The organism is Bradyrhizobium sp. USDA 4538 (genome assembly GCF_024171045.1).
Lineage (GTDB): Bacteria > Pseudomonadota > Alphaproteobacteria > Rhizobiales > Xanthobacteraceae > Bradyrhizobium > Bradyrhizobium australafricanum.
The window spans coordinates 3,781,579-3,806,803 of sequence record NZ_JALJZE010000001.1; the positions used below are offsets into that span (position 1 = coordinate 3,781,579).

At 65.3% G+C, this 25,225-nt stretch carries 23 protein-coding genes; 8 read left to right on the plus strand and 15 right to left on the minus strand.

Going from position 1 to position 25,225, the window contains the following annotated elements:
- Positions 1-26: 26 nt before the first annotated feature.
- Entirely contained in the window at positions 27-1,439 is a 1,413-nt protein-coding gene (locus J2R78_RS17030) for an MFS transporter (protein ID WP_253605760.1), read from the minus strand.
- Between the two features lie 184 nt (positions 1,440-1,623).
- The gene (locus J2R78_RS17035; RefSeq protein WP_092081141.1) at positions 1,624-2,547 is read right to left on the minus strand and encodes a LysR family transcriptional regulator; all 924 of its coding nucleotides are present in this window, start codon (positions 2,545-2,547) and stop codon (positions 1,624-1,626) included.
- Between the two features lie 169 nt (positions 2,548-2,716).
- On the opposite strand from J2R78_RS17035, the gene J2R78_RS17040 reads away from it, so the two are divergent.
- Complete coding sequence (locus J2R78_RS17040) at positions 2,717-3,886, plus strand: CaiB/BaiF CoA-transferase family protein (RefSeq protein ID WP_253605761.1); 1,170 nt, start codon at positions 2,717-2,719, stop codon at positions 3,884-3,886.
- Positions 3,887-3,893: 7 nt separating this feature from the next.
- Positions 3,894-4,841: a hydroxymethylglutaryl-CoA lyase gene (locus J2R78_RS17045; protein WP_253605762.1), complete on the plus strand. Its 948-nt coding sequence runs from the start codon at positions 3,894-3,896 to the stop codon at positions 4,839-4,841.
- A gap of 112 nt (positions 4,842-4,953) precedes the next feature.
- Here J2R78_RS17045 and nikR read toward each other — a convergent pair whose 3' ends face one another.
- Positions 4,954-5,391 carry a nickel-responsive transcriptional regulator NikR gene (gene nikR / locus J2R78_RS17050; RefSeq protein WP_225642498.1) on the minus strand — a complete coding sequence of 146 codons (438 nt, stop codon included), beginning with the start codon at positions 5,389-5,391 and terminating at the stop codon, positions 4,954-4,956.
- A 147-nt stretch (positions 5,392-5,538) separates the two neighbouring features.
- Between nikR and J2R78_RS17055 the strand changes: the two genes are divergently transcribed.
- Complete coding sequence (locus J2R78_RS17055; RefSeq protein WP_253605763.1) at positions 5,539-7,743, plus strand: TonB-dependent receptor; 2,205 nt, start codon at positions 5,539-5,541, stop codon at positions 7,741-7,743.
- Positions 7,744-7,746: 3 nt separating this feature from the next.
- Here J2R78_RS17055 and J2R78_RS17060 read toward each other — a convergent pair whose 3' ends face one another.
- Entirely contained in the window at positions 7,747-8,628 is an 882-nt protein-coding gene (locus J2R78_RS17060; protein WP_253605764.1) for a YiiX/YebB-like N1pC/P60 family cysteine hydrolase, read from the minus strand.
- A gap of 199 nt (positions 8,629-8,827) precedes the next feature.
- Here J2R78_RS17060 and J2R78_RS17065 point away from each other — a divergent pair, with 199 nt between their 5' ends.
- The gene (locus J2R78_RS17065; RefSeq protein ID WP_253605765.1) at positions 8,828-10,237 is read left to right on the plus strand and encodes an NAD(P)/FAD-dependent oxidoreductase; all 1,410 of its coding nucleotides are present in this window, start codon (positions 8,828-8,830) and stop codon (positions 10,235-10,237) included.
- Between the two features lie 268 nt (positions 10,238-10,505).
- Here the strand turns inward: J2R78_RS17065 and J2R78_RS17070 are convergent, their stop codons facing one another.
- From J2R78_RS17070 to pheS, 4 genes are all read right to left on the minus strand, one after another.
- Complete coding sequence (locus J2R78_RS17070; RefSeq protein WP_253605766.1) at positions 10,506-11,450, minus strand: MBL fold metallo-hydrolase; 945 nt, start codon at positions 11,448-11,450, stop codon at positions 10,506-10,508.
- A 35-nt stretch (positions 11,451-11,485) separates the two neighbouring features.
- The gene (locus J2R78_RS17075; protein ID WP_028341738.1) at positions 11,486-12,262 is read right to left on the minus strand and encodes a sulfite exporter TauE/SafE family protein; all 777 of its coding nucleotides are present in this window, start codon (positions 12,260-12,262) and stop codon (positions 11,486-11,488) included.
- A gap of 215 nt (positions 12,263-12,477) precedes the next feature.
- Positions 12,478-14,886 carry a phenylalanine--tRNA ligase subunit beta gene (gene pheT / locus J2R78_RS17080; RefSeq protein ID WP_253605768.1) on the minus strand — a complete coding sequence of 803 codons (2,409 nt, stop codon included), beginning with the start codon at positions 14,884-14,886 and terminating at the stop codon, positions 12,478-12,480.
- A gap of 163 nt (positions 14,887-15,049) precedes the next feature.
- Positions 15,050-16,132 (minus strand): phenylalanine--tRNA ligase subunit alpha, encoded by a 1,083-nt coding sequence (gene pheS / locus J2R78_RS17085; protein ID WP_253605770.1) that lies wholly within the window; start codon positions 16,130-16,132, stop codon positions 15,050-15,052.
- Positions 16,133-16,339: 207 nt separating this feature from the next.
- Between pheS and J2R78_RS17090 the strand changes: the two genes are divergently transcribed.
- Positions 16,340-16,750, plus strand: coding sequence for a hypothetical protein (locus J2R78_RS17090; protein WP_057020377.1), 411 nt, complete (start codon positions 16,340-16,342; stop codon positions 16,748-16,750).
- 15 nt (positions 16,751-16,765) lie between these two features.
- On the opposite strand, the gene rplT is transcribed toward J2R78_RS17090, so the two are convergent.
- The 3 genes from rplT to infC form a co-directional block, all read right to left on the minus strand.
- Positions 16,766-17,125, minus strand: a complete 360-nt coding sequence (gene rplT / locus J2R78_RS17095) for a 50S ribosomal protein L20 (protein ID WP_018269297.1) — start codon at positions 17,123-17,125, stop codon at positions 16,766-16,768.
- Positions 17,126-17,199: 74 nt separating this feature from the next.
- Positions 17,200-17,400 (minus strand): 50S ribosomal protein L35, encoded by a 201-nt coding sequence (rpmI, locus tag J2R78_RS17100; protein WP_008539890.1) that lies wholly within the window; start codon positions 17,398-17,400, stop codon positions 17,200-17,202.
- Positions 17,401-17,778: 378 nt separating this feature from the next.
- Positions 17,779-18,318, minus strand: coding sequence for a translation initiation factor IF-3 (infC, locus tag J2R78_RS17105; protein ID WP_253609842.1), 540 nt, complete (start codon positions 18,316-18,318; stop codon positions 17,779-17,781).
- Between the two features lie 229 nt (positions 18,319-18,547).
- On the opposite strand from infC, the gene J2R78_RS17110 reads away from it, so the two are divergent.
- Both J2R78_RS17110 and J2R78_RS17115 read left to right on the plus strand, forming a co-directional pair.
- Positions 18,548-19,342 (plus strand): carboxylesterase, encoded by a 795-nt coding sequence (locus J2R78_RS17110; RefSeq protein ID WP_253605772.1) that lies wholly within the window; start codon positions 18,548-18,550, stop codon positions 19,340-19,342.
- Between the two features lie 178 nt (positions 19,343-19,520).
- Positions 19,521-19,988, plus strand: a complete 468-nt coding sequence (locus J2R78_RS17115) for a nuclear transport factor 2 family protein (protein WP_253605773.1) — start codon at positions 19,521-19,523, stop codon at positions 19,986-19,988.
- A 150-nt stretch (positions 19,989-20,138) separates the two neighbouring features.
- On the opposite strand, the gene J2R78_RS17120 is transcribed toward J2R78_RS17115, so the two are convergent.
- Genes J2R78_RS17120 through J2R78_RS17130 form a run of 3 tightly spaced genes read right to left on the minus strand, consistent with a single transcriptional unit; the run spans position 20,139 to position 22,802 of the window.
- Positions 20,139-20,936: an acyl-CoA thioesterase domain-containing protein gene (locus J2R78_RS17120; protein ID WP_253605775.1), complete on the minus strand. Its 798-nt coding sequence runs from the start codon at positions 20,934-20,936 to the stop codon at positions 20,139-20,141.
- Positions 20,937-20,970: 34 nt separating this feature from the next.
- Complete coding sequence (gene queG / locus J2R78_RS17125; RefSeq protein WP_253605777.1) at positions 20,971-22,161, minus strand: tRNA epoxyqueuosine(34) reductase QueG; 1,191 nt, start codon at positions 22,159-22,161, stop codon at positions 20,971-20,973.
- The gene (locus J2R78_RS17130) at positions 22,110-22,802 is read right to left on the minus strand and encodes a glutathione S-transferase family protein (protein ID WP_092081119.1); all 693 of its coding nucleotides are present in this window, start codon (positions 22,800-22,802) and stop codon (positions 22,110-22,112) included. The genes queG and J2R78_RS17130 overlap by 52 nt, the downstream gene beginning before the upstream one ends.
- A gap of 263 nt (positions 22,803-23,065) precedes the next feature.
- Here J2R78_RS17130 and J2R78_RS17135 point away from each other — a divergent pair, with 263 nt between their 5' ends.
- Positions 23,066-23,872 carry an undecaprenyl-diphosphate phosphatase gene (locus J2R78_RS17135; protein ID WP_028341730.1) on the plus strand — a complete coding sequence of 269 codons (807 nt, stop codon included), beginning with the start codon at positions 23,066-23,068 and terminating at the stop codon, positions 23,870-23,872.
- Between the two features lie 299 nt (positions 23,873-24,171).
- Here the strand turns inward: J2R78_RS17135 and J2R78_RS17140 are convergent, their stop codons facing one another.
- The gene (locus tag J2R78_RS17140; RefSeq protein WP_092081117.1) at positions 24,172-25,140 is read right to left on the minus strand and encodes a complex I NDUFA9 subunit family protein; all 969 of its coding nucleotides are present in this window, start codon (positions 25,138-25,140) and stop codon (positions 24,172-24,174) included.
- Positions 25,141-25,225: the final 85 nt, after the last annotated feature.

A 25,225-nucleotide genomic window follows, 5' to 3' on the forward strand; every position in this document is an offset into this window, starting at 1 on the left:
GTGAGAGCGTTTTCGAACGAAATGCTCTAGGCGTCGAGCGGCCTGCCGCGGACGTTCGGCCCCCAGACACCGATAGCAATGATCACGATGACCATGGCCGCGGTGATCAGCCCGAACACGCCGCCGACGCCGGCCTCCTTCAGCATGAACGCCACGATGAAGCCGGAGAAGGTCGCGCTGAGCCGGCTCATCGAATAGACGAGGCCCGCGGCGCGCGCCCGGATCGCGGTCGGGAACACCTCGGTCTGGTAGGCGTGATAGGCGTAGGACAGCGTCATGTTGGCCCCCGTCACCAGCACGCCGCTGGCGATCAGCAGCACCGGCTCGGTGAGCTGCGAGAAGGCGAGGCCGAACACCGAGATCGCCGCGGCCGCGCCGCAGATGATCCATTTGCGCTCCAAGCGGTCGGCGAAGGTCGCGGCCAAGAGCGGCGCGAGCGGATAGGCGAAGGCGATGATGAAGGAATATTGCAGGCTCTTGGTGACGTTGATGCCCTTCTGCACCAAGAGCGCCGGAACCCAGTTGGAGAAGCCGTAGACGCCGAATGCCTGGCAGAGATTGAAGATCATGAACAGCACGACGAGCGAGGCGTAGGGCGGCCTGAACAGGTCGGCATAGCCGGTCTCGGCCGGCGCACGTGCCGGCACCATCGCCGCCGTGGCGATCGGGCGCGGCGCCGCCGTCGGCGATGCGGCTTCGAGCGTCCGCATGATTGTCTCGGCTTCGGCGGCGCGGCCATGGCGGGCCAGCCAGAGCGGGCTTTCCGGAACGTAGAGCCGCAGCACCCAGATGATCATGCTGGCGGCGGCGCCGATCAGCACGACCCAGCGCCAGCCGTCGATGCCGTGCGGCGAGAGCGGCACCAGCCACCACGACAGCGCGGCGACGATCGGCACCGCCGAAAGCATGACCGCCTGGTTGATCGCAAACGCCCGGCCGCGCATCCAGCTCGGCACCAGCTCGGTGATGTAGGCGTCGATGGTGATGACCTCGATGCCGATCCCGATCCCGGCGATGAAGCGCCATAGCAGCAGGCCGCCGGGTGTGGTCTGGCACGCCATGATCACCGATGCGGCGCTGTAGAACAGCAGCGACCAGGTGAAGACCGCCTTGCGCCCGAAGCGATCGGCGAGGAAGCCGAGGCAGAAGGTGCCGATGAACAGGCCGGCGAAGGTCGCCGCGACGAAGGCGCCGATCCCGGAGAAGCCGAAGAACGCCTGCGTCGTCGTGGTCATCAATCCGCTGCGAGCAAGGCCCGGCGCGATATAGCCGGTGAAGAACAGGTCGTAGATTTCGAAGCAGCCGCCGAGCGAGAGCAGGATCACCAGCCGCCAGACGTAGCCGGACGTGGGCAGCGCCTCGAGCCGTCGCGAAATCTCGTCGGGTCCGCTTGTCGTGGTGGCAAGATCGGCGACCGAGCCGAGTTCGACGGCGCTCATGATGGTCCTCCCCGAATGGTGCAACGGCCGCCCTTCTTGCGAAGGCGTACCGGTCGCGCATGTTTGGCAGCCGGAAGCCAGAAATCCAGACGAACATATCGAAGGAATCGTTCGATATTTTCGATGGCGCTGTTTCTGACGCGCTTGCTTCACGCGAACGGTGCCCGCTTCGCTTGAAAGCGCTTCAGATCAGAAGCGTCGCCTCCCAGGCGCCGCGGCCCACCTGGTCTGCGATCAGGGCGCGGATCAGGCGGCACATCTCCTCCATGACGTAAGTCATCGGGCGATTGCGCAAGCGGCAAAGATAGAGCGTGCGGGTCAGTTTTGGTTCGATGACTTCGCGCGCGACCAGCAATCGTGCCTTTAACGGCTCACTGACGAAATGCGTCGTCGCGATCGTGCAGCCCAAACCCGCGGTCAGCGCGCCGATCATGCCGCTGGTCGAGTTGAGATGCATGATCGCATTGGCCTCGAGCCGCTTCAGCAGCACGGGATCATCCAGCAGTGCGCGCGCCGATAGTCCGTACCGCAACAGGATCAGCGGCAGCCGCGTCACCTCCTCGAAGGGAATTGGCGTCTTCTTGCCGATCAGCTTCTCGGTGCCGACGCAGAACATCTGTTCCTCCAGCACCGGCTCGGCGATCAGGTCCTTTTCCGACGGCGGATTGTAGACCAGCGCGAGGTCGACCTCGGAGCTCAGCAGATGCAGCAGCGTCGCGCCGGAGAGACTCTCGGTCAGCGACAGCTTCAGGTTCGGATATTTCGTCAGCACGGTGCGCATCAGCGGCACGCCGATCGCCTTCATTCCGGAATTGGCCATGCCGATCGAGATATCGCCGGCGATCACGCTGGCGCCTTCCTTGATCTCGCGCTCGGCCGCCGCCATCGCGCGCAGGATGATGCGGGCATGTTCATAGAGCCGCTCGCCCGCCGCGGTCGGTTCCATGCCGCGTGGCTTGCGCTCGAACAGCGGCGTGGCGAATTCAGCTTCCAGATTGGCGATGTGGTGGCTGAGCGCGGATTGCGCGACGTTGGCCTGATCCGCCGCCCGCGACAGGTTGCGCTGCTCGTAAACCGCGATGAAATAGCGAAGCTGGCGCGAATCCATGAGGGTTCAGCGTTCTAGAACCACGAATACTCTATTCGACAGATTATATTTTTCAGATAGCGTGCGGAAGCCTAACCTGCGCCGATCACAAAGCGTTTTCGAGCGAAGCGGTACCGGTTCGCGTGAAGAAACGCGTCAGAACAAGAGCGCAACGAGCACGGAGAAACCGATGACCGGGAACGGACTGCCGCTGGAAGGCGTGAGGGTCGTCGAGATGACCCACATGGTGATGGGGCCGACCTGCGGCATGATCCTGGCGCAACTCGGCGCCGAGGTGATCAAGGTCGAACCGCCCGCCGGCGACAAGACCCGTTCGCTCGGCGGCATGGGAGTCTCGTTCTTTCCGTTGTTCAACCGCGGCAAGCGCAGCGTGGTGCTCGACTTCGCCAAGCCCGAGGACCGTGACACGATGCACCGGCTGCTTGCCAGCGCCGACGTGTTCCTGGAGAATTTTCGCGACGGCCAGCTCGACAAGCAGGGGCTCGGCGCCGAGGAGCTTCGCCAAAAATATCCGCAGCTGATCATCGCCGGCCACAAGGGCTTTCTGTCCGGTCCCTATGATCATCGGCCGGCGCTCGACGAGGTCGTGCAGATGATGTCGGGGCTCGCCGCGATGACCGGCACGCGCGACAAGCCGCAGCGCGTCGGCTCCTCCGCCAACGACATCATGGGCGGCATGTTCGGTGTGATCTCGATCCTCGCCGCGCTCTATCAGAAACGCGGCGGCGACAGGAGCGGCGCTGACATCCGCATCGGCCTGTTCGAGAACTGCCTGTTCCTGGTCGCCCAGCACATGGTCGAGTACGAGATGACCCGACGCAAGCCGCGCTCGATGCCGGAACGCGAGCATGCCTGGCCGATCTACGACATCTTCGATACCGCCGGCGGCGATCGCATCTTCATCGGCGTCGTCACCGAAGGTCATTGGCAGAGCTTCTGCCGCGAGTTCGGCCTCACGGAATTCGCCGACGATCCGACGCTGCGCTCGACCACGGACCGCATCATGGCGCGCGACCGGATCATTCCGCGCGTTGCCGCGGTGGTCAAGGATTGGAACGTGGCGGATCTCTCGGCGAGGCTCGACGCGCTTAACATCTGCTTCTCGCCGATCAACCGGCCGGAGGATCTGCTCGGGGATCCGCATGTGCTGCGTCCCGGCGGGCTGGTCAACAACGTGAACGCCGACGGCAAGCCGTTCCGCGTCCCCGCGCTGCCGCTCGAATGGAACGGCCGCAATATCGGCGAAGGTCTGAAGGTGCCGGTGCTCGGTGCCGATACCGAAGCGGTGCGCGCCGAGCTCGCACAACAGAAGATTTCATCAACCGGAAACGCTGCGTGAGGCTGACATGACCCGTGTCCACGATATCTATCCCACCGACAAGGTGAGCCTGCGCGAGGTCGGCCTGCGCGACGGGCTGCAGCTCGTGAAGACGTTCCCGTCGACCGCGGCGAAACAGCGCTGGGTGCGCGATGAATACGCCGCCGGCGTGCGCCATTTCGAGGTCGGCTCGTTCCTGCCGGCCAAGACCTTCCCGCAATTCGTCGATGTCCGCGACGTGGTCGCCTCCATCGCCGCGCTGCCCGGGGCGCACGGCGTCGCGCTGGCGCTGAACGAGCGCGGCGTCAACGAGGCGCTGGCCACCGGCGTTGCCGAGATCGCCTCGGTGATATCGGCGACCGAGGAGCACAGCCAGGCCAACGCCAACCGCTCGCGCGAATCCGCGATCGAGAACATCAAGCGGCTTTGCGAGCTGCGCGATGCCAGCGCGCACAAGCCCCTGGTCAATGCCGCGATCTCGATGGCACTGGGCTGCTCGATCGTCGGTCCCGTCGATCCGAACGAGGTGCTGCGCCTCACCGAGAAGCTCTACGAGGTCGGCGTCGACATGGTCGCGATTGCGGACACGGTGGGTTATGCCGGGCCGAAGCAGGTCGGCGAGCTGACGCGGGGCGCGGTGAAGATCGCGGGATCGAAGCCGGTCTGCGTGCATTTGCACGACACCCGCGGCATGGGCATCGCGAATGCTTCCGCCGCGCTCGATGAGGGCGCCCGCGTGCTCGACGGCTCGCTCGGCGGCCTCGGCGGCTGCCCGTTCGCGCCGGGCGCCACCGGCAATGTCGTGTTCGAGGACCTCGTCTTTCTCTGCGAGAGCAAGGGATTTCCGACCGGCATCGATCTCGATCGCCTGGTCGAGGTGCGCGCGATCCTGAAATCGGAGATGCCGAACGAGGCGCTCTATGGCGGCCTCGCCCGCGCCGGCCTGCCGCGCGGCACCAAGGCGAGGGCGGCGTAGCGTACTCATTGCGTAGCCCGGATGGAGCGCAGCGCAATCCGGGGCCTCGCGCCCGCGGACCGAGCTTCCCGGATTTCGCTGCGCTCCATCCGGGCTACGAGACGACACGCTCTCAATCGTGCCCGTGCCCCCGCTTGCGCGGCTTCTTGTCCGGGGCGGTCGGGATCATCACGACGCGGCCGTAACGCACGCCGCGTTCGGCGATGACGTGATCGGCGAGATGGCGGACCTCGCTGCTGGCACCCTTCAGCGCCGTCACCTCCATGCAGCTGTCGTCGTCGAGATGGACGTGCAGCGTCGCCAGCGACAGGTCGTGATGGCCATGGAAATTCTGCACCAGCCGCTTCGACAGATCGCGCGCGGCGTGGTCGTAGACATAGACCAATGCGGCGACGCACTGCCCTGACGGCGCGTTCTCCGTGCTCTGCTGCAAGCCAGCGCGTGCGAGATCGCGGATGATCTCGGAGCGGTTCTGATAGCCGCGCGCCTCGGCGGCGGCGTCGATCTCCGCGAGCAGGTCATCCTCGATGGTGATGGTGATGCGTTGCATGGATTATCCGTGGTGGCTCGATTGCCTGGCGGTATGACATTTTTCTTGTAACGTCATACTGTGCTTGCTAGCGTCGCTTTGCCGGGGTTGGTTGGACTGGTGCGGTCGTCGCGTGACTGTAACAGGTATCATGCGGGGGCATGGGCGTTGCGTCGTACTGCATTGCGGATATTTCCCGCCGCCGCCTCCATTGCAGCATTCGCGCCGGCCGCCGAAGCGCAGACGGTCGCCACCGTGCCCGGCCAGTTGCCGCCGGTGACGGTAACGTTGCCGGACCAGGGGCCACCCAGGCACGCCAGACCGTCCCAGCGTCCGCGCCGTGTAGCCGGCGGCGGCCGCAAGCCCGCAGCGCTCCAACCGAGCCAGCCCACCGCTGCGAGCGACGGAATCACCGGCGGCTCGGCGACCGTGTCCGCGTCCGATCTGCAACCGACCGCCGCCAGCGCGCGGCAGATCAGCGGCGACGAGGTGAATGCGCGGCCGATCTCGCGCGTCGGCGAAGTTCTGGAGGTGGTGCCGGGTCTGATCGTCACTCAGCATTCCGGCGAGGGCAAAGCCAATCAATATTTTCTGCGCGGCTTCAATCTCGATCACGGCACTGACCTCGCCATCACCATCGACGGCATGCCGGTCAACATGCCGACCCACGGTCACGGCCAGGGCTATGCCGATATCAATTTCCTGATCCCGGAGCTGATCCGGTCGATGGACGTCCGCAAGGGTCCATACTACGCGGACAAGGGCGACTTCGCTTCCGCCGGCGCGGTCGACATCAATTATCTGAACGGACTGCCGAAGAGCATCGCCGAGCTGACGGTTGGCAGCTTCGGCTATCAGCGCGCGATGGCAGCCAGCTCGGCCAAGGCCGGCGATGGCACGCTGCTCGCAGCCTTCGAGGCCAACAAATACAATGGCCCGTGGGACGTGCCCGACGACATTCGCAAGCTCAACGGCGTACTGCGCTATAGCCAGGGTACCGCGACCGACGGCTTCTCGCTGACCGCGATGGCCTATTCCAACGGCTGGAATTCGACCGACCAGGTCGCGCAACGTGCGATCGACCAGGGCCTGATCGGCCGTTATGGCACGCTCGATCCGACCGATGGCGGCACCGCCAGCCGCTTCAGCCTGTCCGGCAACTGGGCGCAGTCCAGCGACTACGGGCAGAGCAAGCTCAACGCCTATGTGATCCGCTCCTCGCTGCAGCTTGACAACAACTTCACCTATTTCCTCGACGACCCCGTCAACGGCGACCAGTTCAGCCAGACCGACAGGCGCACCGTCTATGGCCTCGACGCCAGCCATGCTTTCGACCTTCGCTTCGCCGGCATCGATACGCAGACCCGGGTCGGCGTGCAGACCCGCTACGACGACATCAATGTCGGCCTGTTCAAGACCGCGCAGCGCGAGATCCTGTCCACCGTGCGCAACGACCAGGTGCAGGAGGGCAGCGTCGCGCTGTGGGCCGATACCACCGCGCGCTGGACCGACTGGCTGCGCACCACGGTCGGCATCCGCGAGGATTATTTCGCCGGCCATGTGCTGAGCGACACGCCGCAGAATTCCGGCAACGCCCGGGCGGCGATGACGAGCCCGAAGGCCGGCATCGTGCTCGGCCCCTGGTCCAGGACCGAGTTCTACGGCAATGCCGGCTTCGGCCTGCATTCCAACGACATCAGGGGCGCGACCATCACCGTCGATCCCAATGACAAGGTGACGCCGCTCGAGCGCGTGCCGCTGCTGGTGCGCTCGAAGGGCGCCGAGCTCGGCATCCGCACCAGGGCGATCGACGGCCTCACCTCGTCGCTCGCCGTGTTCGTGCTCGATTTCGATTCCGAGCTGCTGTTCGTCGGCGATGCCGGCACCACCGAGCCGAGCCGGCCGAGCCGGCGCGTCGGCGTCGAGTGGACCAACCAGTACAAGCTCCTGCCGTGGGTGAGCCTCGATTTCGACCTCGCCTATACCCGCGCCCGCTTCACGGATGTCGATCCGGCCGGCAATTTCATTCCGGGTGCGGCGGCACGGGTCGCCAGCGGCGGCGTCACCTTCGGCCGCGAGACCGGCTGGTTCGGCAGCCTGCGCGCCCGCTATTTCGGCCCGCGCCCGCTGATCGAGGATGACAGCGTGCGCTCGCTGTCGTCATTCATCGTCAACGCCCGCGCCGGCTACAAATTCGACAACGGGATGCGGCTGCAGCTCGACGTCCTCAATCTCTTCAACGCGCAGACCAACCAGATCGAATACTACTATCTGTCGCGGCTGCCGGGCGAGCCGATCGATGGCGTCGCCGACCGCCATGTGCATCCTGCCGAGCCGCTTGCCGTTCGGCTGACGCTTGCGGCAACATTCTGATCGTCACACCGGCGCGCGACCTTCCGCGGTCATTTCCGCAGCCGGAAGCGCCGTCTCTTCGTCAATCGCTTCAGGAACAAGCGGCGGCGACTTACGTTCTGGAAACACACCGAATTCGCCCGCCACCTCCTGGAGCGGCTTCTGCTTGTCGGCCCAGTGCAGGGCCGTGTAGTCGAAACCGTGCACGATGGTGGGTTTGACGACTTCGAAATAGGGCGAGATGTCGAAGTCGCGCGGCATGTAGAGCGAGGAATCGCGGATATGCAGAATCTCGCGGCGCGCCTTGCGGCTGGCGGCGCGCGTGATCTTGGGCAGGATCGGATAGCGCACGGCGTCGAACGCCTGCGCGATCAGCGCCGAGCAGATGATCTTGGTCGGATCGCCGGAGCCGAACGCGATCATGCGGCGGCGCCAGCGCTGCGGGATCGGCAGCGGAAACAGATAGCGCGCGAGATCGACGATGTTCTTGGTGTCGTAGCCGAAGCCGATGCGGTTGATGGCGTAGCGGCACACCGTGGTGCGGTCCTCGAACGACAGGCCGACCGGACGGCAGAGGCGGGTGTGGTAAGCGAGATATTTCGACAGCGGCGCGGAGGTCACGCCTTCGCCGATATTGGCCTCGATCAGCACATGCTGTTCGCCGTCAGGCTCGACCGCGCCGTCGATCGGTCCGACAAACAGCGCGGCGTGCGACCAGGTCGACTGCGTGAGGTATTTGATGATGCCGGAAATCCGGTTGTTGCCTTCGACCAGCAGCACGTCGCCGGGCTGCATGATGCTCCGCAGATGGTCCGGGTCGCTCGGCGTGAACGGCTCGTAACCGGGCACTTCCTTCTGCAGGTACCCCGCGATCCATTTACCGACGGTATCGAGCATTACGCCCATGGATTCCCCCCAGCGGTTCTATGACCGCTTGTGTTTCACTTAATCATGGTCGCAAGCTGTTGCAATTTAGTTCATGCCATCGGCGGATCAATCATGATTGATTTACCATGATGGTTGCTGCGGTCGGTGAGATGCGGCACAGTTCGCGAAGCGTTCCCGTTCTCCGCAAGTCCCCGGAAACCATGCCAGAAGCTATGTCATGACAGTGACCCGCCGCGATTTCCTGTCGGCGTCCGCAGCTTTCGCGCTGGTGCCTGCGCTGGGCGGCCGGGTGCTTGCTGCGCCGCCGCCGCGCGAGGCCGACATCGTCGTGATCGGCGCGGGTGCCGCAGGCATTGCCGCGGCGCGACGGATCGCGGCCGCCAACCGCAAGGTGATCGTGGTGGAGGCGGCGGGCCAGGTCGGCGGCCGCTGCCAGACCGATGCGTCGACATTCGGCGTGCCGTTCGACCGCGGCGCGCGCTGGATGCACAATCCCGAGACCAATCCGATGATCCGGCTGGCCCGCTCCGCGGGCCTCGACATCGTCACGGCGCCTGCGGGGCAGAAGATTCGCATTGGCCGGCGCTACGCCCGTCCCGGCGAGACCGAGGAGTTTCTGGCGGCGCTGGTGCGCGCCAATCGCGCGATCGACGACGCTGCGCGCAAGGCCGATATTGCCTGCGCCGCAGCGATGCCGAAGGACCTCGGCGATTGGGCCGGCACCGCGGAATTCCTGCTCGGGCCCAGTTTCTGCGGCAAGGATCTGAAGGATCTTTCCGCCGTCGACAAGGTGCGCGCGCAGGATCGCAACACCGCGATCGCCTGCCGGCAGGGGCTCGGCGCGCTGATCGCAAAGCTCGGTGAGGGACTGCCGCTGGCGCTGTCGACGCCGGCGCAGCGTATCCTGTGGAGCAATCGCGACGTCATGGTCGAGACGCCCTCCGGCAAGATCACCGCGCGTGCCGCCATCGTCACGGTGTCGAGCAACGTGCTTGCGAGCGGCAATATCAAATTCGCGCCGGAGCTTCCGAAGCGCGCGCTCGATGCCGCCGCCAAGCTCAGCCTCGGCAGCTACGATCGCATCGCGCTGCAGATCCCCGGCAATCCGCTCGGGCTGTCGCGCGATGACGTCATCATCGAGCAGAGCAATTCGACCAAGACGGCGCTGCTCTACGGCAATATCGCAGGCTCTTCGCTGTGCACGATCGACGTCGCAGGCTCGTTCGGCCGCGACCTGTCGGCGCAAGGCGAGCAGGCGATGTCGGCTTTCGCGGTGGAATGGCTGACCAAGCTCTATGGCAGCGAGGTCGGCGCCGCCGTTAAGAAGACCAGCGCGACGCGCTGGAATGCACAGCCCTTCACTATGGGCGCGATGTCGGCTGCTGCACCCGGCGCACAATTCTCGCGCCGGATCCTGGCCGAGCCGATCGGCGCCATGTATCTCGCGGGCGAGGCCACCCATGAGACGCTGTGGGGCACGATCGACGGCGCCTGGGACAGCGGCGAGCGCGCCGCCGACGCCGCGCTGCGCAGGATCGGCGGGGCGAAGGAAGCGACACCGGCGCCCGCAGCGCCCGCCGCAAAACACAAGCGCCGCACGTCGCCTCGCTCCGGGGCGATGAATTGACGGTCGGGTGAGGTGACGGTTGAGCGCGGCCGGCCTTACCGTGGTGTGTGCGGCGATTGGTGGCGAGTGCTGCCGCACAACAGATGTCGTCCCTGCGAAAGCAGGGACCCATACGCCGCAGCAGATGTTGTGATCGGGACTCGTCGTTCCACCATCGTTCAGCAATAACCATTCGTGGTTATGGCTCCCTGAGTTCGCAGGGACGACACCGAGGATGTTGCGCAGCAGGTGGTCATGAATCCGCATTCTCGCGACATGATTTGTCTTTTCACACCGGCAGCTTCAGCTCCATCAGATCCTTGGCCACCACGATGCGGCCGGAATAGTTCTTCTTCACGTCCCTCGTCCAGTCATCGTCGGTGACCTGCCGATCGTCGCCGGGGACGAAGTGGCTCAGCACCAGCGTCTTCACGCCGGCGGCGGCTGCGATGCGGCCGACGTCCTCGGTCGAGGTGTGGCTGTCGAGCAGATGCTTCTTCAGCGTGGCGCCGTTCTTGGTCGTGGCAACCAGGCGATCGACCGCGGGGACGTAGAGACATTCGTGCACCAGCACGTCGACGCCCTTGGCAAATTCGGCGAGCTTCGGGTTGTAGGCGGTGTCGCTGGAGAACACGATGGTGCCGTCCGGGGTCTCGAACTTGTAGGCGAAGTTATCCGTGATCGGCGGGTGCGGCGTCCGGAACGCGGTCACGGTGACATCCGATGTCTTCAGCACCACGCCGTCGTCGCTGATGTCTTTCGCGATCAGCAGCTTGCGCGGGTCGGGCCGGCCTTCGTCCTCGATCCGGGTCTCGACGTCGAACTTGTTCAGCTCCCAATATTCTTTGGTCATCGCCTCGATGCCCTTGGGGCCGAACGAATGGATCGGCGTCGAGAGGCCGGCCGCCCAGGCGTTGTAGAACAGATTGCCGTATTCCAGATTGTGATCGGAATGATGATGGCTGATGAAGATGTACTTGACCTGCGGGATCGGCACGCCCGCGCGCACGAGCTGGCGGCTGACGCCCATGCCGCAATCGATCACGAACGGGGTATCGTTGACGACGACGAGATTGGCGGGGTTCGAAGCGCCGTTGCCGACGCGCGGCCCGCCCTTGGTGCCGAGGAACACGATGCGGGTCCGCGCCTTGTCGGTTTGCGCGCGCACGCCCGGTGCCGCGAGCACGGCGGCGCTGCCGAGCGCCAGTTTCAATGCGTTGCGGCGATCGATCATCGGTGTCTCCCTGGTCTCGTTTGAATGCTGCGACCCTAGCCGCCGCGCAGGATGCCATCAAGCGCCGGCAGGCCGACGATGACGGCAGCCGCGATCAGCGCGTAGCAGATCGCGCGAAACACCTTTTCGCTCGCCTTGCCGAACAGCGCGGCGCCGAACCAGACGCCGATGCCGTAGATCGGGCCGACGATCAGCGAGAACTTGACCGATTCGATCGTGATCAAGCCGGTGAACCAGTAGCTGACCAGCGAGAAGAAGTCCGAGGCGCCGAAGAACAGCACGATATTGGCGCGCGAGATCACCGACGAGATCGGGCGGCCCAGCCAGTAGGCGACGATCGGCGGGCCGCCGGTTTGCGCGAGGCCGCTGCAGAAGCCGGAGAGGCCGCCGACGCCGACGGAGAGGGCGACGTGCTCCTTGCCGTGATAGCGCCAGCCCGACAGCAGCAGTGCGAGCAGCGCCGCGACGAAGCAGGAGATGATCCAGCGCGTCGTGACAGGCTCGAGCACGGTCAGGAAATAGGTGCCGATGGGAACGCCGACCAGCGCGCCGGCGACCATGACCGCGGTCGCCTTGCGGTCGGCATGTGTCCACGCGTTCGGCAGCAGCGGCGTGGCGGCGATGAAGTCGATGATGAGCAGCAGCGCCGCCACCAGCCGCGGCGCCGCGACGCTGCTCGCGAGCGGCATGAAGATCAGCGCCGAGCCGAAGCCCGAGAAGCCGCGCGCCGTGCCCGACACGAAGGCGATCGCGCAGATCGCGAGCGCGATGCTGGTCGAGATGTCGGAGGGGATCAGGCTGAAGGAGGTCATGAAAGGATAACGAGATTCGACTAGCTGGCTGGCAACTCAAAGCGCCCCTACTCAGACCCGTCATCCCCGCGCAAAGGCTTCGCCTTTGTCGCTGGAGGTGCGAGCAGAGCGAGCCTCGAAGGATGCACGGCCACAGGCGGGGCCGTCGACCCTTCGAGACGGCCGCTACGCGGCCTCCTCAGGGTGACGGTGCAATAGACCGCCTGTGGTTCACATCACCCGCGCAGCGTGCCGCCGGTCTTCTTGGTCACATCGGCGACGACCTTGGCGGCGACCGCGTCGATCTCCTGGTCGGTCATGGTCTTCTCGCGCGGCTGGATCGTCACCGCGATCGCGATCGACTTCTTGTCGGGGTCGATGCCCTTGCCTTCGTAGACGTCGAACACGGTCACATCAGTGATCAGCTTCTTGTCGACATTCTGCGCCGCGCGGACGATGTCGCCCGCCTTGACGCTGCGATCGACGATGAAGGCGAAGTCGCGCGACACCGGCTGGAATGCCGAGAGCTCCAGCACCGGCTTCGCGCGCGTCGCCCGCTGCTTGCCTTGCGGGATGCGCTCGAGGATCACCTCGAACACGATCATCGGGCCGTCGGCGCCGAGCGCCTCGGCCGCACGCGGATGCAGCTCGCCGAAAGTGCCGAGCACGTTCTGCGGGCCGATCTGGATGGTGCCGGAGCGTCCCGGATGCAGCCAGGCCGGACCGCCGGGGACGATCTGCAGCGCCTGCATCGGCGCGCCGGCGGCCGCCAGCACGGCGAAGGCGTCGGCCTTGGCATCCATCGCATCCGCCACAGCCGAGCCGGTCCAGTGCCGCCCGATCCCCTTCGCCGAGGCGAAGCCATGGCGCACGCCGGAGGCGGCCACGAGCTGGTCCTCCGGGCGGTCGCCGCGGAACACCTGGCCGACCTCGAACAGCGCCACATCGGGATAGCCGCGGTTGATGTTGGCCTGAACCGCCGCAACGAGGCCCGGCAGCAGGCTCGGCCGCATGTCGGAGAGATCGGCCGCGATCGGGTTGGCGAGCACGAGCTCGCTCTGGCCGCCGCCGAACAGTTTTGCCGCGTCATTGGTGATGAACGACCAGGTCACGGCTTCCACCATGCCGCGCACGCCGAGCGCGCGCTTGGCACGGCGGGTGCGCAGCTGCATCGGCGTCAGCACCGGCTTGCGCGGCTCCTCGCCGCGCTCGAACGGCGTCATCGGCACCTTGTCGACGCCGACGATGCGCACGATCTCCTCGACGATGTCGGCCTTGCCGTGCACGTCGGTGCGCCAGGACGGGATCGCGATCTTCACCACGGGGCCGTTGCCGGCCAGCATGAAGCCGAGCCGGGTGAGGATCAGCTTCACCTCGACCAGCGGCACCTCGATGCCGGCGAGGCGCTTCACTTCACTGAGCGGGAAGTCGATGACGCGATCCTCGCCGAACTGCTTGCCGACCACGACGTTCTCGGACGGCGTGCCGCCGCACAGCGCCAGCACCAGTTTGGTCGCGAGCTCGAGCCCGGGCACCATGAAGGCCGGATCGACGCCGCGCTCGAAGCGATAGCGCGCGTCCGAATTGATGCCGAGCTTGCGGCCGGTCTGCGCGATGTTGATCTCGTTCCAGAGCGCCGATTCGATCAGCACGTCGGTGGTGTTGTCGTCGCAGCCCGAGGCTTCGCCGCCCATGATGCCGGCGAGCGATTCGACGCCGTGCTCGTCGGCGATCACGCAGATGTTGCTGTCGAGCGTATAGGTGCGGCCGTCGAGCGCGAGCAGCGTCTCGCCGTCCTTGGCGCGGCGGACGGTGAGGTTGCCCTGCACCTTCCTGGCGTCGAACACGTGCAGCGGGCGGGCGCGGTCGTAGGTCATGAAGTTGGTGATGTCGACCAGCGCGTTGATCGGGCGCAGCCCGATCGAGGTCAGCCGCTTCTGCAGCCATTCCGGCGACGGGCCGTTCTTCACGCCGCGCACCAGCCGCAGCGCGAAGCCCGGACACAGCGTGGCGTCTTCCACCTTCACCTCGACCGGGCAGGGGAATTCGCCCTTGATCGGCCTGATGCCGGGGTCTTTGAACTTGCCCATGTCGGCGGCGGACAGATCGCGCGCGATGCCGTGCACGCCGGTGCAGTCCTGCCGGTTCGGCGTCAAATTGATCTCGATGGTGGGATCGCCGAGCCCGGCCCAGTCGGCATAGCCCTTGCCGAGCGGCGCGTCCGCCGGCAGCTCCATGATGCCGTCGTGATCCTCGGAGATCTGCAATTCCGCCGCCGAGCACAGCATGCCGCGGCTCTCGACGCCTCTGATAGTGCCGACGCCGAGGGTGATGTTCTTGCCGGGGATGTAGGTGCCGGGCGGCGAGAACACGCTGATCAGCCCGGCACGCGCATTCGGCGCGCCGCAGACCACCTGCACCGGCGCGCCGCCGTCGCCGGTGTCGACCATGCAGACACGCAGCCGGTCGGCATTCGGATGCTGCTCGGCCGAGATCACACGCGCGATGGTGAACGGCGCCAGCGCCTTCGCCTTGTCCTCGATGTTCTCGACCTCGAGCCCGATCATGGTGAGCTTGTCAGCGAGCTTGTCGAGCGGCTCGTCGGTCTCGAGATGTTCCTTCAGCCAGGAGAGGGTGAACTTCACGGCTGCATGCCTCGGTTCTTGTTGGTGTTGACTAGCGTGCTTGCGACGGCGGCAGGGCTCCCTCCCCCTTTGCGGGGGAGGATTGGGGAGAGGCGTAAGCCACTTGCTCGGAAGGACGTTGCGCTGTCGGAGAGAGCGCGACGTAGGTCAAGGAGAACCTGACTCACGTACTCAGCCCTCCCGCGATCGACGGGATGTCGAGCGGCTTGAAGCCGTAGTGGCTGAGCCAGCGCACGTCGCTGTCGAACAATTGGCGCAGGTCGGCGATGCCGTATTTCAGCATCGCGATGCGGTCGATGCCCATGCCCCAGGCAAAACCCTGGTAGACGTCGGGATCGAGGCCGCAGGCGCGCAGCACGTTGGGGTGCACCATGCCGCAGCCGAGAATCTCCAGCCAGTCCTCGCCCTCGCCGAAGCGGATCTCGCCCTTGTCGCGGCGGCACTGGATGTCGACCTCGAGCGACGGCTCGGTGAACGGGAAGAACGACGGCCGGAACCGCATGTTGATGTGGTCGACCTCGAAGAACGCCTTGCAGAACTCGTGCAGGATCCATTTGAGGTGGCCGAGATGCGAACCCTTGTCGATCACGAGGCCCTCGACCTGATGGAATTGCGGCGTGTGCGTCGCGTCGGAATCGATGCGATAGGTGCGGCCCGGGCAGATCACGCGGATCGGCGGCTGCTGGGTCAGCATGGTGCGCACCTGCACCGGCGAGGTGTGGGTCCGCAGCAGCATGCGCGAGCCGTCCTCCTTCGGGTTGAAGAAGAAGGTGTCGTGCATCTCGCGCGCCGGATGGCCTTCGGGGAAGTTCAGCTTGGTGAAGTTGTAGTCGTCGGTTTCGATGTCGGGACCTTCGGCGACCGCAAAGCCCATGTCGGCGAAGATCGTGGTGAGCTCGTCCCAGACCTGGCTCAGCGGATGGATGCGGCCGGTCTCCGCCGGCGCCTCGCGCAGCGGCAGCGTGACGTCGATGGTCTCGGCGGCGAGGCGCGCATCGAGCGCGGCCGCTTTCAGCACGTCGCGCCTGGCCGCGAGCGCCTGCGTCACCGCATCCTTGGCGAGGTTGATCTTGGCGCCTTCGGTCTTGCGCTCGTCCGGCGACATCTTGCCGAGGGTGGCGAGCAAGGCCGAGATCGAGCCCTTCTTGCCGAGCGCCGAGACGCGGACCGCCTCGAGGGCGGCCTCGTCAGCGGCTGAGGCGATCTGGTCGAGGATGGATTGTTCGAGCGTTGCGAGGTCGGACACGGTCAATTCCTGCGCTTGAGCGGAGCATGATCCGGTGGGAAGAACCGCTGCCCGAACCGGTACCATGCGCCAAAATTCGGCTGGGTTGTCGCCGCCCGAAGGCGGTAACGTCAAGCAAAAAGCCGGTCATTTCGGGCCGATGGCCGGCAGCATTGAACCCCGCGCGGAGGCCGGGCTACCCAAGGGGAGTTCAAGGAGGCCCACGCGATGTTGCTGCGATCTTGCCTGGCCGTGCCGGCGGTGCTGTTGATGCTCACCACGGCGCATGCCGCGACCGAGGAATGTCCCGCCAAATCGACCCAGATGGACGACATCATCGCGGAGCTTCAGAAGGCGCCGAGCTGCAACCGCGCGATGAAGATCTTCGAGGCGTGCGAATACGGCGCCAGCGGAGACGTCCAGTTCGGCGCCGTGGTCGAGAAGAGGTGCGAGGGGGACTTCCTGTCCGGCCTCGGAGCGTCGCAGAAGAAGGCCTATGCCGGCCAGCTCAAGCGCTGCGACCACAAATACGACCACGAAAGCGGCACCATGTACCGCTCGTTCACGGCGTTCTGCCGGGCGATCGTCGCCCAGCGCTATTCGCAGAAGGCGCTGAAGGCGGGCCCCAAATCGCGTTAGGGCCGCCCGCTAGGATCAGGCGGCCAGCGCGGCCTTGGCCTTCTCGGCGATCGCCTGGAACGCAACCGGCTCGTGGATCGCGAGATCCGACAGCACCTTGCGGTCGACGACGACGCCCGACTTGGAGAGGCCGTTGATAAACACGCTGTAGGTCATGCCGAACGGACGGACCGCGGCGTTGATGCGCTGGATCCAGAGCGCGCGGAAGGTGCGCTTCTTGCGCTTGCGGTCGCGGAAGGCGTACTGGCCGGCCTTTTCGACGGCCTGCTTGGCGACGCGGATGGTGTTCTTGCGGCGGCCGTAATAGCCCTTGGCGGCCTTGTAGACTTTCTTGTGCTTGGCGTGAGCGGTCACACCGCGTTTGACGCGAGACATGACGGAAATCCTTGATCTGGAAGAGGTGACGGGGCGCCGCGCAGTCGCGGCGAGGGTTCAAGCGATCGGTGCGATCAGGCGTTCGGCAAGAAGTACTTCTTGACGTTGTCGCCGTCGGTCTTGAACAGCACGCGGGTGCCGCGGAGCTGACGAATCTGCTTCTTCGTCCGCTTGATCATGCCGTGGCGCTTGCCGCGCTGGGCGTGCATGACTTTGCCAGTGGCGGTCACCTTGAAGCGCTTTTTAGCGCCCGACTTGGTCTTCAACTTGGGCATTTGGCTCTCCTGTCGCACAGCACGAAAATCGCCCCGAGAGGCGTCCGGCCGGCTAAAATGCTCGTTAGAGCGTTGAAAGTGCTAAGGTTTTTTCCGAATTGAAAGAACCTGCACGAACCGTCGCCACGGCAGCCCTTGATCAGCCGGGCGGCGAAGGCCCGGCTTATGACAGAGGATCGGCGGTTTTGCAACGTTTCAGGCGGGGAATCGGGGCCGGAACCGGGTAGCCCGGATGGAGCGCGGCGCAATCCGGGGCAGGTCGCGCCGCGGACGCACCGGCCCCCCGGATGTGCTGCGCTCCATCCGGGCTACGGAAACGAAACAGCCCGCCAGATCGCCTGACGGGCCATTTCATTTCAACAAAGCGACAAATTCGAACTAGCGTGGCGCCAGAACCATCACGACCTGGCGGCCCTCGAACTTCGCGTCCTGCTCGACCTTGGCGAATTCGGCGACGTCGGCCTTCACCTTGTCCAGCAGCTTGGTGCCGATCTCCTGGTGCGCCATCTCACGACCACGGTAGCGCAAGGTGATCTTGACCTTGTCGCCTTCCTCGAAGAAGCGCTGCATCGCGCGCATCTTCACGTCATAGTCGTGATCGTCGATCATCGGGCGGAGCTTGATCTCCTTGATCTCGACGACCTTCTGCTTCTTGCGAGCTTCGGCAGCCTTCTTCTGCGCGGAATACTTGTACTTCCCGTAGTCCATGATCTTGCAGACGGGAGGGCTGGTATTCGGCGAAATCTCGACGAGATCCATGCCGGCATCCATGGCCATCTTGATGGCCACCATGGTTTCGACGGTGCCCTGATTGACACCCTCCGCATCGATCAGCTGGATCTGTGCGTTGCGAATCTCGTCATTGGTGCGCGGCCCTTCTTTGGCGACTGTGGGCGGGGCTCTATTGGGACGGCGAATGGGTAACTCTCCAAAGTTGTGAAAGGGAAGGCGGATATTTTGAAGCAAGATGCTGCAACGGGCAAGCGAACTCGCTTCTTTAAGCGGCAAAACCGCCAATTGCGAGGCATTTTGGCCACGCCCGGCACATATAGCGGGCGCGTCTGCTCCGCAAGGCAGGGGTCGCAGCCGTTGACCGGTGCCGCGCGACAATTGAAAAGCAGATGTCTGACACGCGAGTGACCGAACCATGAGCCAAACCGCCGCATCGGAACAGGAACCTGCCTTCATCGAGGTCGGCGAGGGCAGCGAGGCGCGCCGGATCGCGGTGCGGGCCCGTGCCGGCAGCAATCCCGGGCTGTTCTGGCTCGGCGGCTTCAAGTCCGACATGGCCGGCACCAAGGCGCTCGCGCTCGATGCGTGGGCGGCCGAGCACGGCCGCGGCTGCGTCAGGTTCGACTATTCCGGCCACGGCGAATCCGGCGGCGATTTCGCCGACGGCACCATCGGCCGCTGGCTCGAGGAGAGCGTGGCCGTGTTCTCGCAGTTCTGCAGTGGGCCGCAGGTCGTGATCGGGTCCTCGATGGGCGGCTGGATGGCGCTGCTGCTTGCGCGCGAGATCATGCGGCGCGGGAACGCGAAAGCACAGCTCGCCGGCCTCGTGCTGATCGCGCCGGCGCCCGACTTCACCGAGGAACTGATGTGGAAGGCCTTCTCGCCGGAGGTCCGCGCCGAGATCGAGGCCAAGGGTATGTGGCTGCGTCCGTCCGAATATGGCGACGGCACGCCCTATCCGATCACCCGCAACCTGATCGAAGAGGGCCGCAATCATTTGCTGCTCGGAAGCAAGATCGACGTCGGCTGCCCGGTGCGCATCCTGCAGGGCGCGCAGGATCCCGACGTGCCGTGGAAGCACGCCTTCGCGCTGGTGCACCGCCTGCCGGCCGAGGACGTCGTGCTCACCATGATCCAGGACGGCGACCATCGCTTGTCGCGTCCGCAGGACATCGCCCGCATCATCGCCGCGGTGGCGGAGATCGGCTAAGCTTTTTTCCTTCTCCCCTTGTGGGAGAAGGTGGCGCGGACGATGTCCGCGCCGGATGAGGGGTTCTCTCCGCGGACACAGACCCCTCACCCGTCTCGAATGAGCTCTCGCTCATTCGATCCACCCTCTCCCACAAGGGGAGAGGGAAGAAGAAGCGAGGAGCCGGGAGAGAATACCAATGGACACCACGACAATGCTGCGCGCGTTCTGCGACGCGGTCGAACAGCGCAACGGCAAGGCCTTTGCAAATCTCTTCACCGAGGACGGCGTCTATCACGACGTGTTTTACGGTGCCTTCAAGGGCCACGGCAAAATCGCCGAGATGATCGACGACTGGTTCTACCGGACCGCGACCGATTTCCGCTGGGTGATGCATGATCCCGTGAGCGATGGCACGACGCTCTACGCGCGCTACACGTTCAGCTACCGCTCGACCTTGCCGGAAGCCAAGGGCGCGCGTGCGATGTTCGAGGGCGTCGCGATCATGCGGCTGCGCGACGGCAAGATCACGGAGTACCACGAGGTCGCCAACACCGCGCCGGCCTTCGTCGATTTGAACTTCGCGCCGGAGCGGATCGCCAAGATCGTCGGCAAGCAGGGCGCGGAGCTGAAAGCGCGGCCGGAGATGCAGCGGCATCTGGCTTAGTCTAAGCCTCAATCCCCCCGTCGTCATTCCGGGGCGCGCGAAGCGCGAACCCGGAATCCATTTCTCCGTTGGTCTTTACGGCCCGATGGATTCCGGGTTCGATGCTGCGCATCGCCCTCAGGTGCGCAATTGCGCACCGGGGAATGACAATCATGGCGGTGGCGGATTGGTCATCGGCTTGCGCTGGGCGAGCGCCGCCACCGTGGAGGTGCCGATCGGACCCTTCTCGTCATAGAGCCAGCATTCGCCGATCGCGATGCCGTCGGTGGCGTGATGGTTGACGACCTCGAAGCCGATCCAGTTGGTCACCGGCAAGCGATGCAGATAGATCGTGACGTCGCTGTTGATGTAGCCGAGCCCCTGGTCGCCGGCATTGGCGAAGGGGCTGGCGAAATCCGCGCCGGTCGCGACATGGACGAACGGCGTCATCTTCACGCCCGCGACGAGCTCGCGCACCTCGCTCATCCAGAGCCGGCGCTCGCCGAGCGAGCCCATATGGCCGACGATCGGCCGCGTCTCCCATTTGCCGTTCATGCCGAGCCTCGGATCGGTCGGCTTCGGAATGTCCGATGGCGCCGGCACCTGCCAGTTCGGCGGCGACCACACATTGCCGGGCGCATTTTCCGTCCTGCGCAACAATTGGCAGGAGGCGCGCGCCATGCTGGTGCCACCGGAGACAAACTCGGCCTCGATCATCTTGATGCGCATGCCGTCGCGCACGAGCCTTGTCGTCACCTCGATCGGCGTCGTGATGTTGGGCAGCCGGAACATGTCGATTGTCAGCCGCGCCGGGACGAACTCGTCGGAGCCGTGGCGCTCCTCGATGACGAAGGCGAGCAGGCCGATCACGACGCGGCCGTGCAGGGATTCCGGACTCCACGGTCCGTTCGCAACGGATGTCGGCATGAAGCCGTCGCCGTGCCTGGTGAAGAAGGGCTGGTTTGTCATGGCGTACGACCATGACGGGAATGGCGCGATGAAATCAAGAGGCGGTGGCCGCGCGCCACTCCTGCTGCACGGTGACGTCAGGCTCGCCGCCGGCGCGCGACGCCAGCGCCGCGAACGCATCGCGCGTGATCAGCTGCGACAGCGCCCACACCGCGGCGCCGCGTACCAGCGGGCTCGCGTCGTCGAGCAAACGCCGCGCTTCGCCGACAAGGCTTGCGTCACCGGAGTTGCCGATCGCGATCAGCACATTGCGGATGAAGCGGTCGCGGCCGATGCGCTTGACCGGCGACTTTGTGAACAGCGCGCGGAATGCGGCATCATCGAGCCGTGCGAGATCGGCGAGCGCGGGCGCCCGCAACGCATCGCGCGCGGCAAGCTTCTGCTCGCGCCCCGCTTGCGCGAACTTGTTCCACGGACACACCGCGAGGCAATCGTCGCAGCCATAGATGCGGTTGCCGATATTCTTGCGGAATTCGTGCGGGATCGGACCCTTGTTCTCGATCGTCAGATACGAGATGCAGCGCCGCGCATCGAGCTTGTAGGGCGCGGGAAACGCCGCGGTCGGACAGATGTCCTGGCAGGCGCGGCAGCTGCCGCAATGATCGGCCTCGGCATCATCGCGCGGCAGCTCGGTGGCGGAATAGATCGCGCCGAGAAACAGCCACGAGCCGAATTCGCGCGACACGAGGTTGGTGTGCTTGCCCTGCCAGCCGATGCCGGCGGCCTGGGCGAGCGGCTTCTCCATCACTGCGGCGGTGTCGACGAACACCTTCACCTCATCGCCGGTGATCGTGGCGAGCCAGCGCGCCAGGACCTTCAGCCGCTTCTTGATCACGTCGTGATAGTCGTCGCCCTGCGCATAGACCGAGATCGCGCCATGCGACCGTCGCGCGAGGATGTCGAGCGGGTTGTCGTCGGGCCCGTAATTGACGCCGAGCATGATGATCGAGCGCACGCCGCCCCACAGCACGCGCGGGTCGGCGCGCCGCTCCGGATTGGCCGCGAGCCAGTCCATGTCGCCATGGCCGCCGGAGCCGAGGAATTCGAGGAAATATTTTCCGGCCTCGCTGGTCGCATCAGGCGCGGTGAAGCCGATGGCATCGAAGCCGAGCGCATGCGCCTCGCGCTGAAGCGCTGCCTTGAGATCGGAAGGGGAGAGCCTGACCGCCGGGTTCAGAAGTCGAGGTCCACATAGGTGCGCGACGCCGGCACCCCCGCCAGCCATTCGCTGAGCAGCGGGCGGAACGACGGGCGGGACTTCACCCGCGCGTACCACGACTTTGCCGCGTCGTCCTCGCTCCATGGCACGTCGCCCAGATAGTCGATCGCCGAGAGATGCGCCGCGGCGGCGAGATCCGCGTAGGTCAGGCGGTCACCGGCGAGATAGTTCCGCGTCTTCGCCAGCCAGCCGATATAGCTCAGATGATAGCGCACATTGACCTTGGCGGCGCGCATGATGTCGGGCGCCGGCGGGCCGCCGCCATTGTCCTCGCTCATGAAGCGCTTGTAGATCCGCTCGGTCACCAGCGGGTTGGAGGCTTCCTCGAAGAATTTCTCGTTGAACCACGCCATCAGCCGGCGCACCTCGACGCGCTCGGCCGTCGACGTCGGCAACAGCCGCCGGTCGCCGGCATCGAGGCCGTGCGCCTCGTCGACATATTCGGCGATCACAGGCGCACCCGGAATCGGCGGAAAGCTCTCGGCGATCAGCACCGGCGTGGTGGCTGCCGGATTGAGCGCCAGGAACGCCTCGCGCCGTTCCCACACCCGTTCCTCCACAAGACGCAAATCGAGCCCATACTCGCCGAGCACGAGGCGAATGAAGCGCGAATGCGGACAGAACGGATGGTGATACAGCGTGTACATGAAGCCCTTGGTAGTTTCGCGGCACTTAAGAAATCATCAACCTGTGCGGCCTGGACCTGTGCTTTGGCCAGACCAGTTCCGGTCGTCTCTATGTCGCGTCAGCACGCAAACCGGTAGCCACCCCCGCAGATGGTGCGGGTCACAAAAACGCTATAGCTCAGCAAATCGGCCGGGTAACCCATTGTTTGACGATTTTTTGCGATTGCGGCCAATGTGCGAATAAGCGAGAAGAATCCCGTTTTCCACACAGGGCAGGCCACAACATGATGACGGATATGCTGCGGGCGGTGATTCTCGGCATCATCGAGGGCGTCACGGAGTTCCTGCCGGTCTCCTCGACAGGCCACCTGCTGCTTGCGGAGCGCTTCTTCAATCTGGGCGAAGGCAATTTCTGGAAGAGCTTCGCGATCCTGATCCAGCTCGGCGCGATCCTCGCGATCCTCGCGCTCTATTTCGTCAAATTGTGGCGCGTGGCGCTCGGCATGTTCACCAATCCCGACGACCGCCGCTTCGTGATCGGCGTGCTGGTGGCGTTCCTGCCCGCGGTCGTGATCGGCCTGATCGCCGGCAAATACATCAAGGAGTTCCTGTTCAATCCTTGGGTGGTCTGCTTCACGCTGATCGTCGGCGGCGCCGTGCTGCTGTGGGTCGATCAGCTCGATCTCAAAGTGTACGAGGACGATGCGACCCGCTTCCCGCTGCTGATGTATTTCTGGATCGGCGTCGCGCAGTGCCTGGCGATGATTCCCGGCGTGTCGCGCTCGGGGGCCAGCATCGTGGCGGCGATGCTGCTCGGCGCCGACAAGCGCTCGGCGGCGGAGTTCTCGTTCTTCCTCGCGATCCCGACCATGGTCGGCGCGTTCGCCTATGATTTCTACAAGAACCGCGCCGACTTCACCTCCGACAATCTCAGCGTCATCGCGGTCGGCTTCGTGGTGTCGTTCATCACGGCGATGATCGTGGTGCGGGCCTTCCTCAACTTCGTCACCCGCCGCGGCTTCACCTTCTTCGCCTGGTGGCGCGTGATCGTCGGCACGCTCGGCCTGATCGCGCTGGCGATGGGACGGTAAGGCGCGACGGACACCATCCCATCACCGTCACCCTGAGGAGGCCGCAAAGCGGCCGTCTCGAAGGGCGACGGCCCCGATCTCGGCCGTTCATCCTTCGGGGCTCGCCCAGCGGCGCAATTGCGCCGCAAGGCTCGCACCTCCAGCGACAAAGGCAAAGCCTTTGCGCGGGGATGACGGGGAAGGGCTTGGTAGCGTGGGAAAAGCGTAGTGGTGCCGTGCCGGCTCGCGCGGAGCCTGTCATCGGGCGCGCGTTCGCGCGACCCGTTGGCTTGGCCGGGACGACAGGTGGAGAGAGCTGCCTACGCGCTCTTCTTCTGGAACTGACCCGTCGCGCGGAAGCGCCAGAGATATTGCGGGGCGATCGCTTCCATCGAATCCGGCGAGATGCCGAGGCCTGCGAAGGTCAGGCCGGCGGCCTTGGCGGCGTCGGACACCACATTGTCCGAACGCAGCATCTCGACCTGGTCCGGCGTCAGCGTGAACGGCCCCGGCGCGAACTGCAGGAAGTACGACTGGAACTTGGCGAGGCCGAACGGTAGCGGCGCCAGCATGCGATCGCGCTGGGTGATCTTGAGGATGATCTGCATCACCTCGCGCATGGTCAGCACTTCCGGCCCGCCGAGCTCGTAAGCTGCGCCCTGCTTCGCCTTGCCGTCCACGGCATGGACCACGGCGTCCGCGACGTCGCCGACATAGGCCGGCTGCACCGTGTTGACCCCGCCGCCGACCAGCGGCAGCACCGGTGACATCCGTGCCAGCGCCGCAAAGCGGTTGGTGAACTGATCCTCGGGCCCGAACAGCAGCGACGGCCGCATGATGGTGGCCGACGGCAAGGCCGCCAGCACCGCTGCCTCGCCGCCCGCCTTGGCGCGGAAATAGCTCGAGGGCGAATCCGCGTCGGCCCCGATCGCCGAGACATGGACCATCCGCCCGCCGGCCGCGGCCGCCGCCTTGGCGATGGTCTCGGCGCCCTTCACCTGCACGGCATCGAAGCTCTGCCCACCGCCCTCGGCCAGGATGCCGACCAGGTTGATGGCGATATGCGAATCACGCATCGCCGCCTCGACCGAGGCCGGGTAGCGCACATTGGCCTGGACGGCATGGATCTGCCCGACCCGGCCGAGCGGCTGCAGATGGCCGGCTAGCTCGGGCCGCCGCACCGCGACTCGGACGCGGTAATCGCGCTTGCAGAGCGCCCGGACCACGTTCCGCCCCAGAAAACCCGATCCGCCGAAGACCGTGACCAGCGTGTCCAGGTTCGATGCCATGGGGTGATTCCTGTGGGATTCGAGAGCGATTGACGTAGGTTAACCGTCTGGCGATACGCCATCGGCCTTATCCTGTACAGGGTAT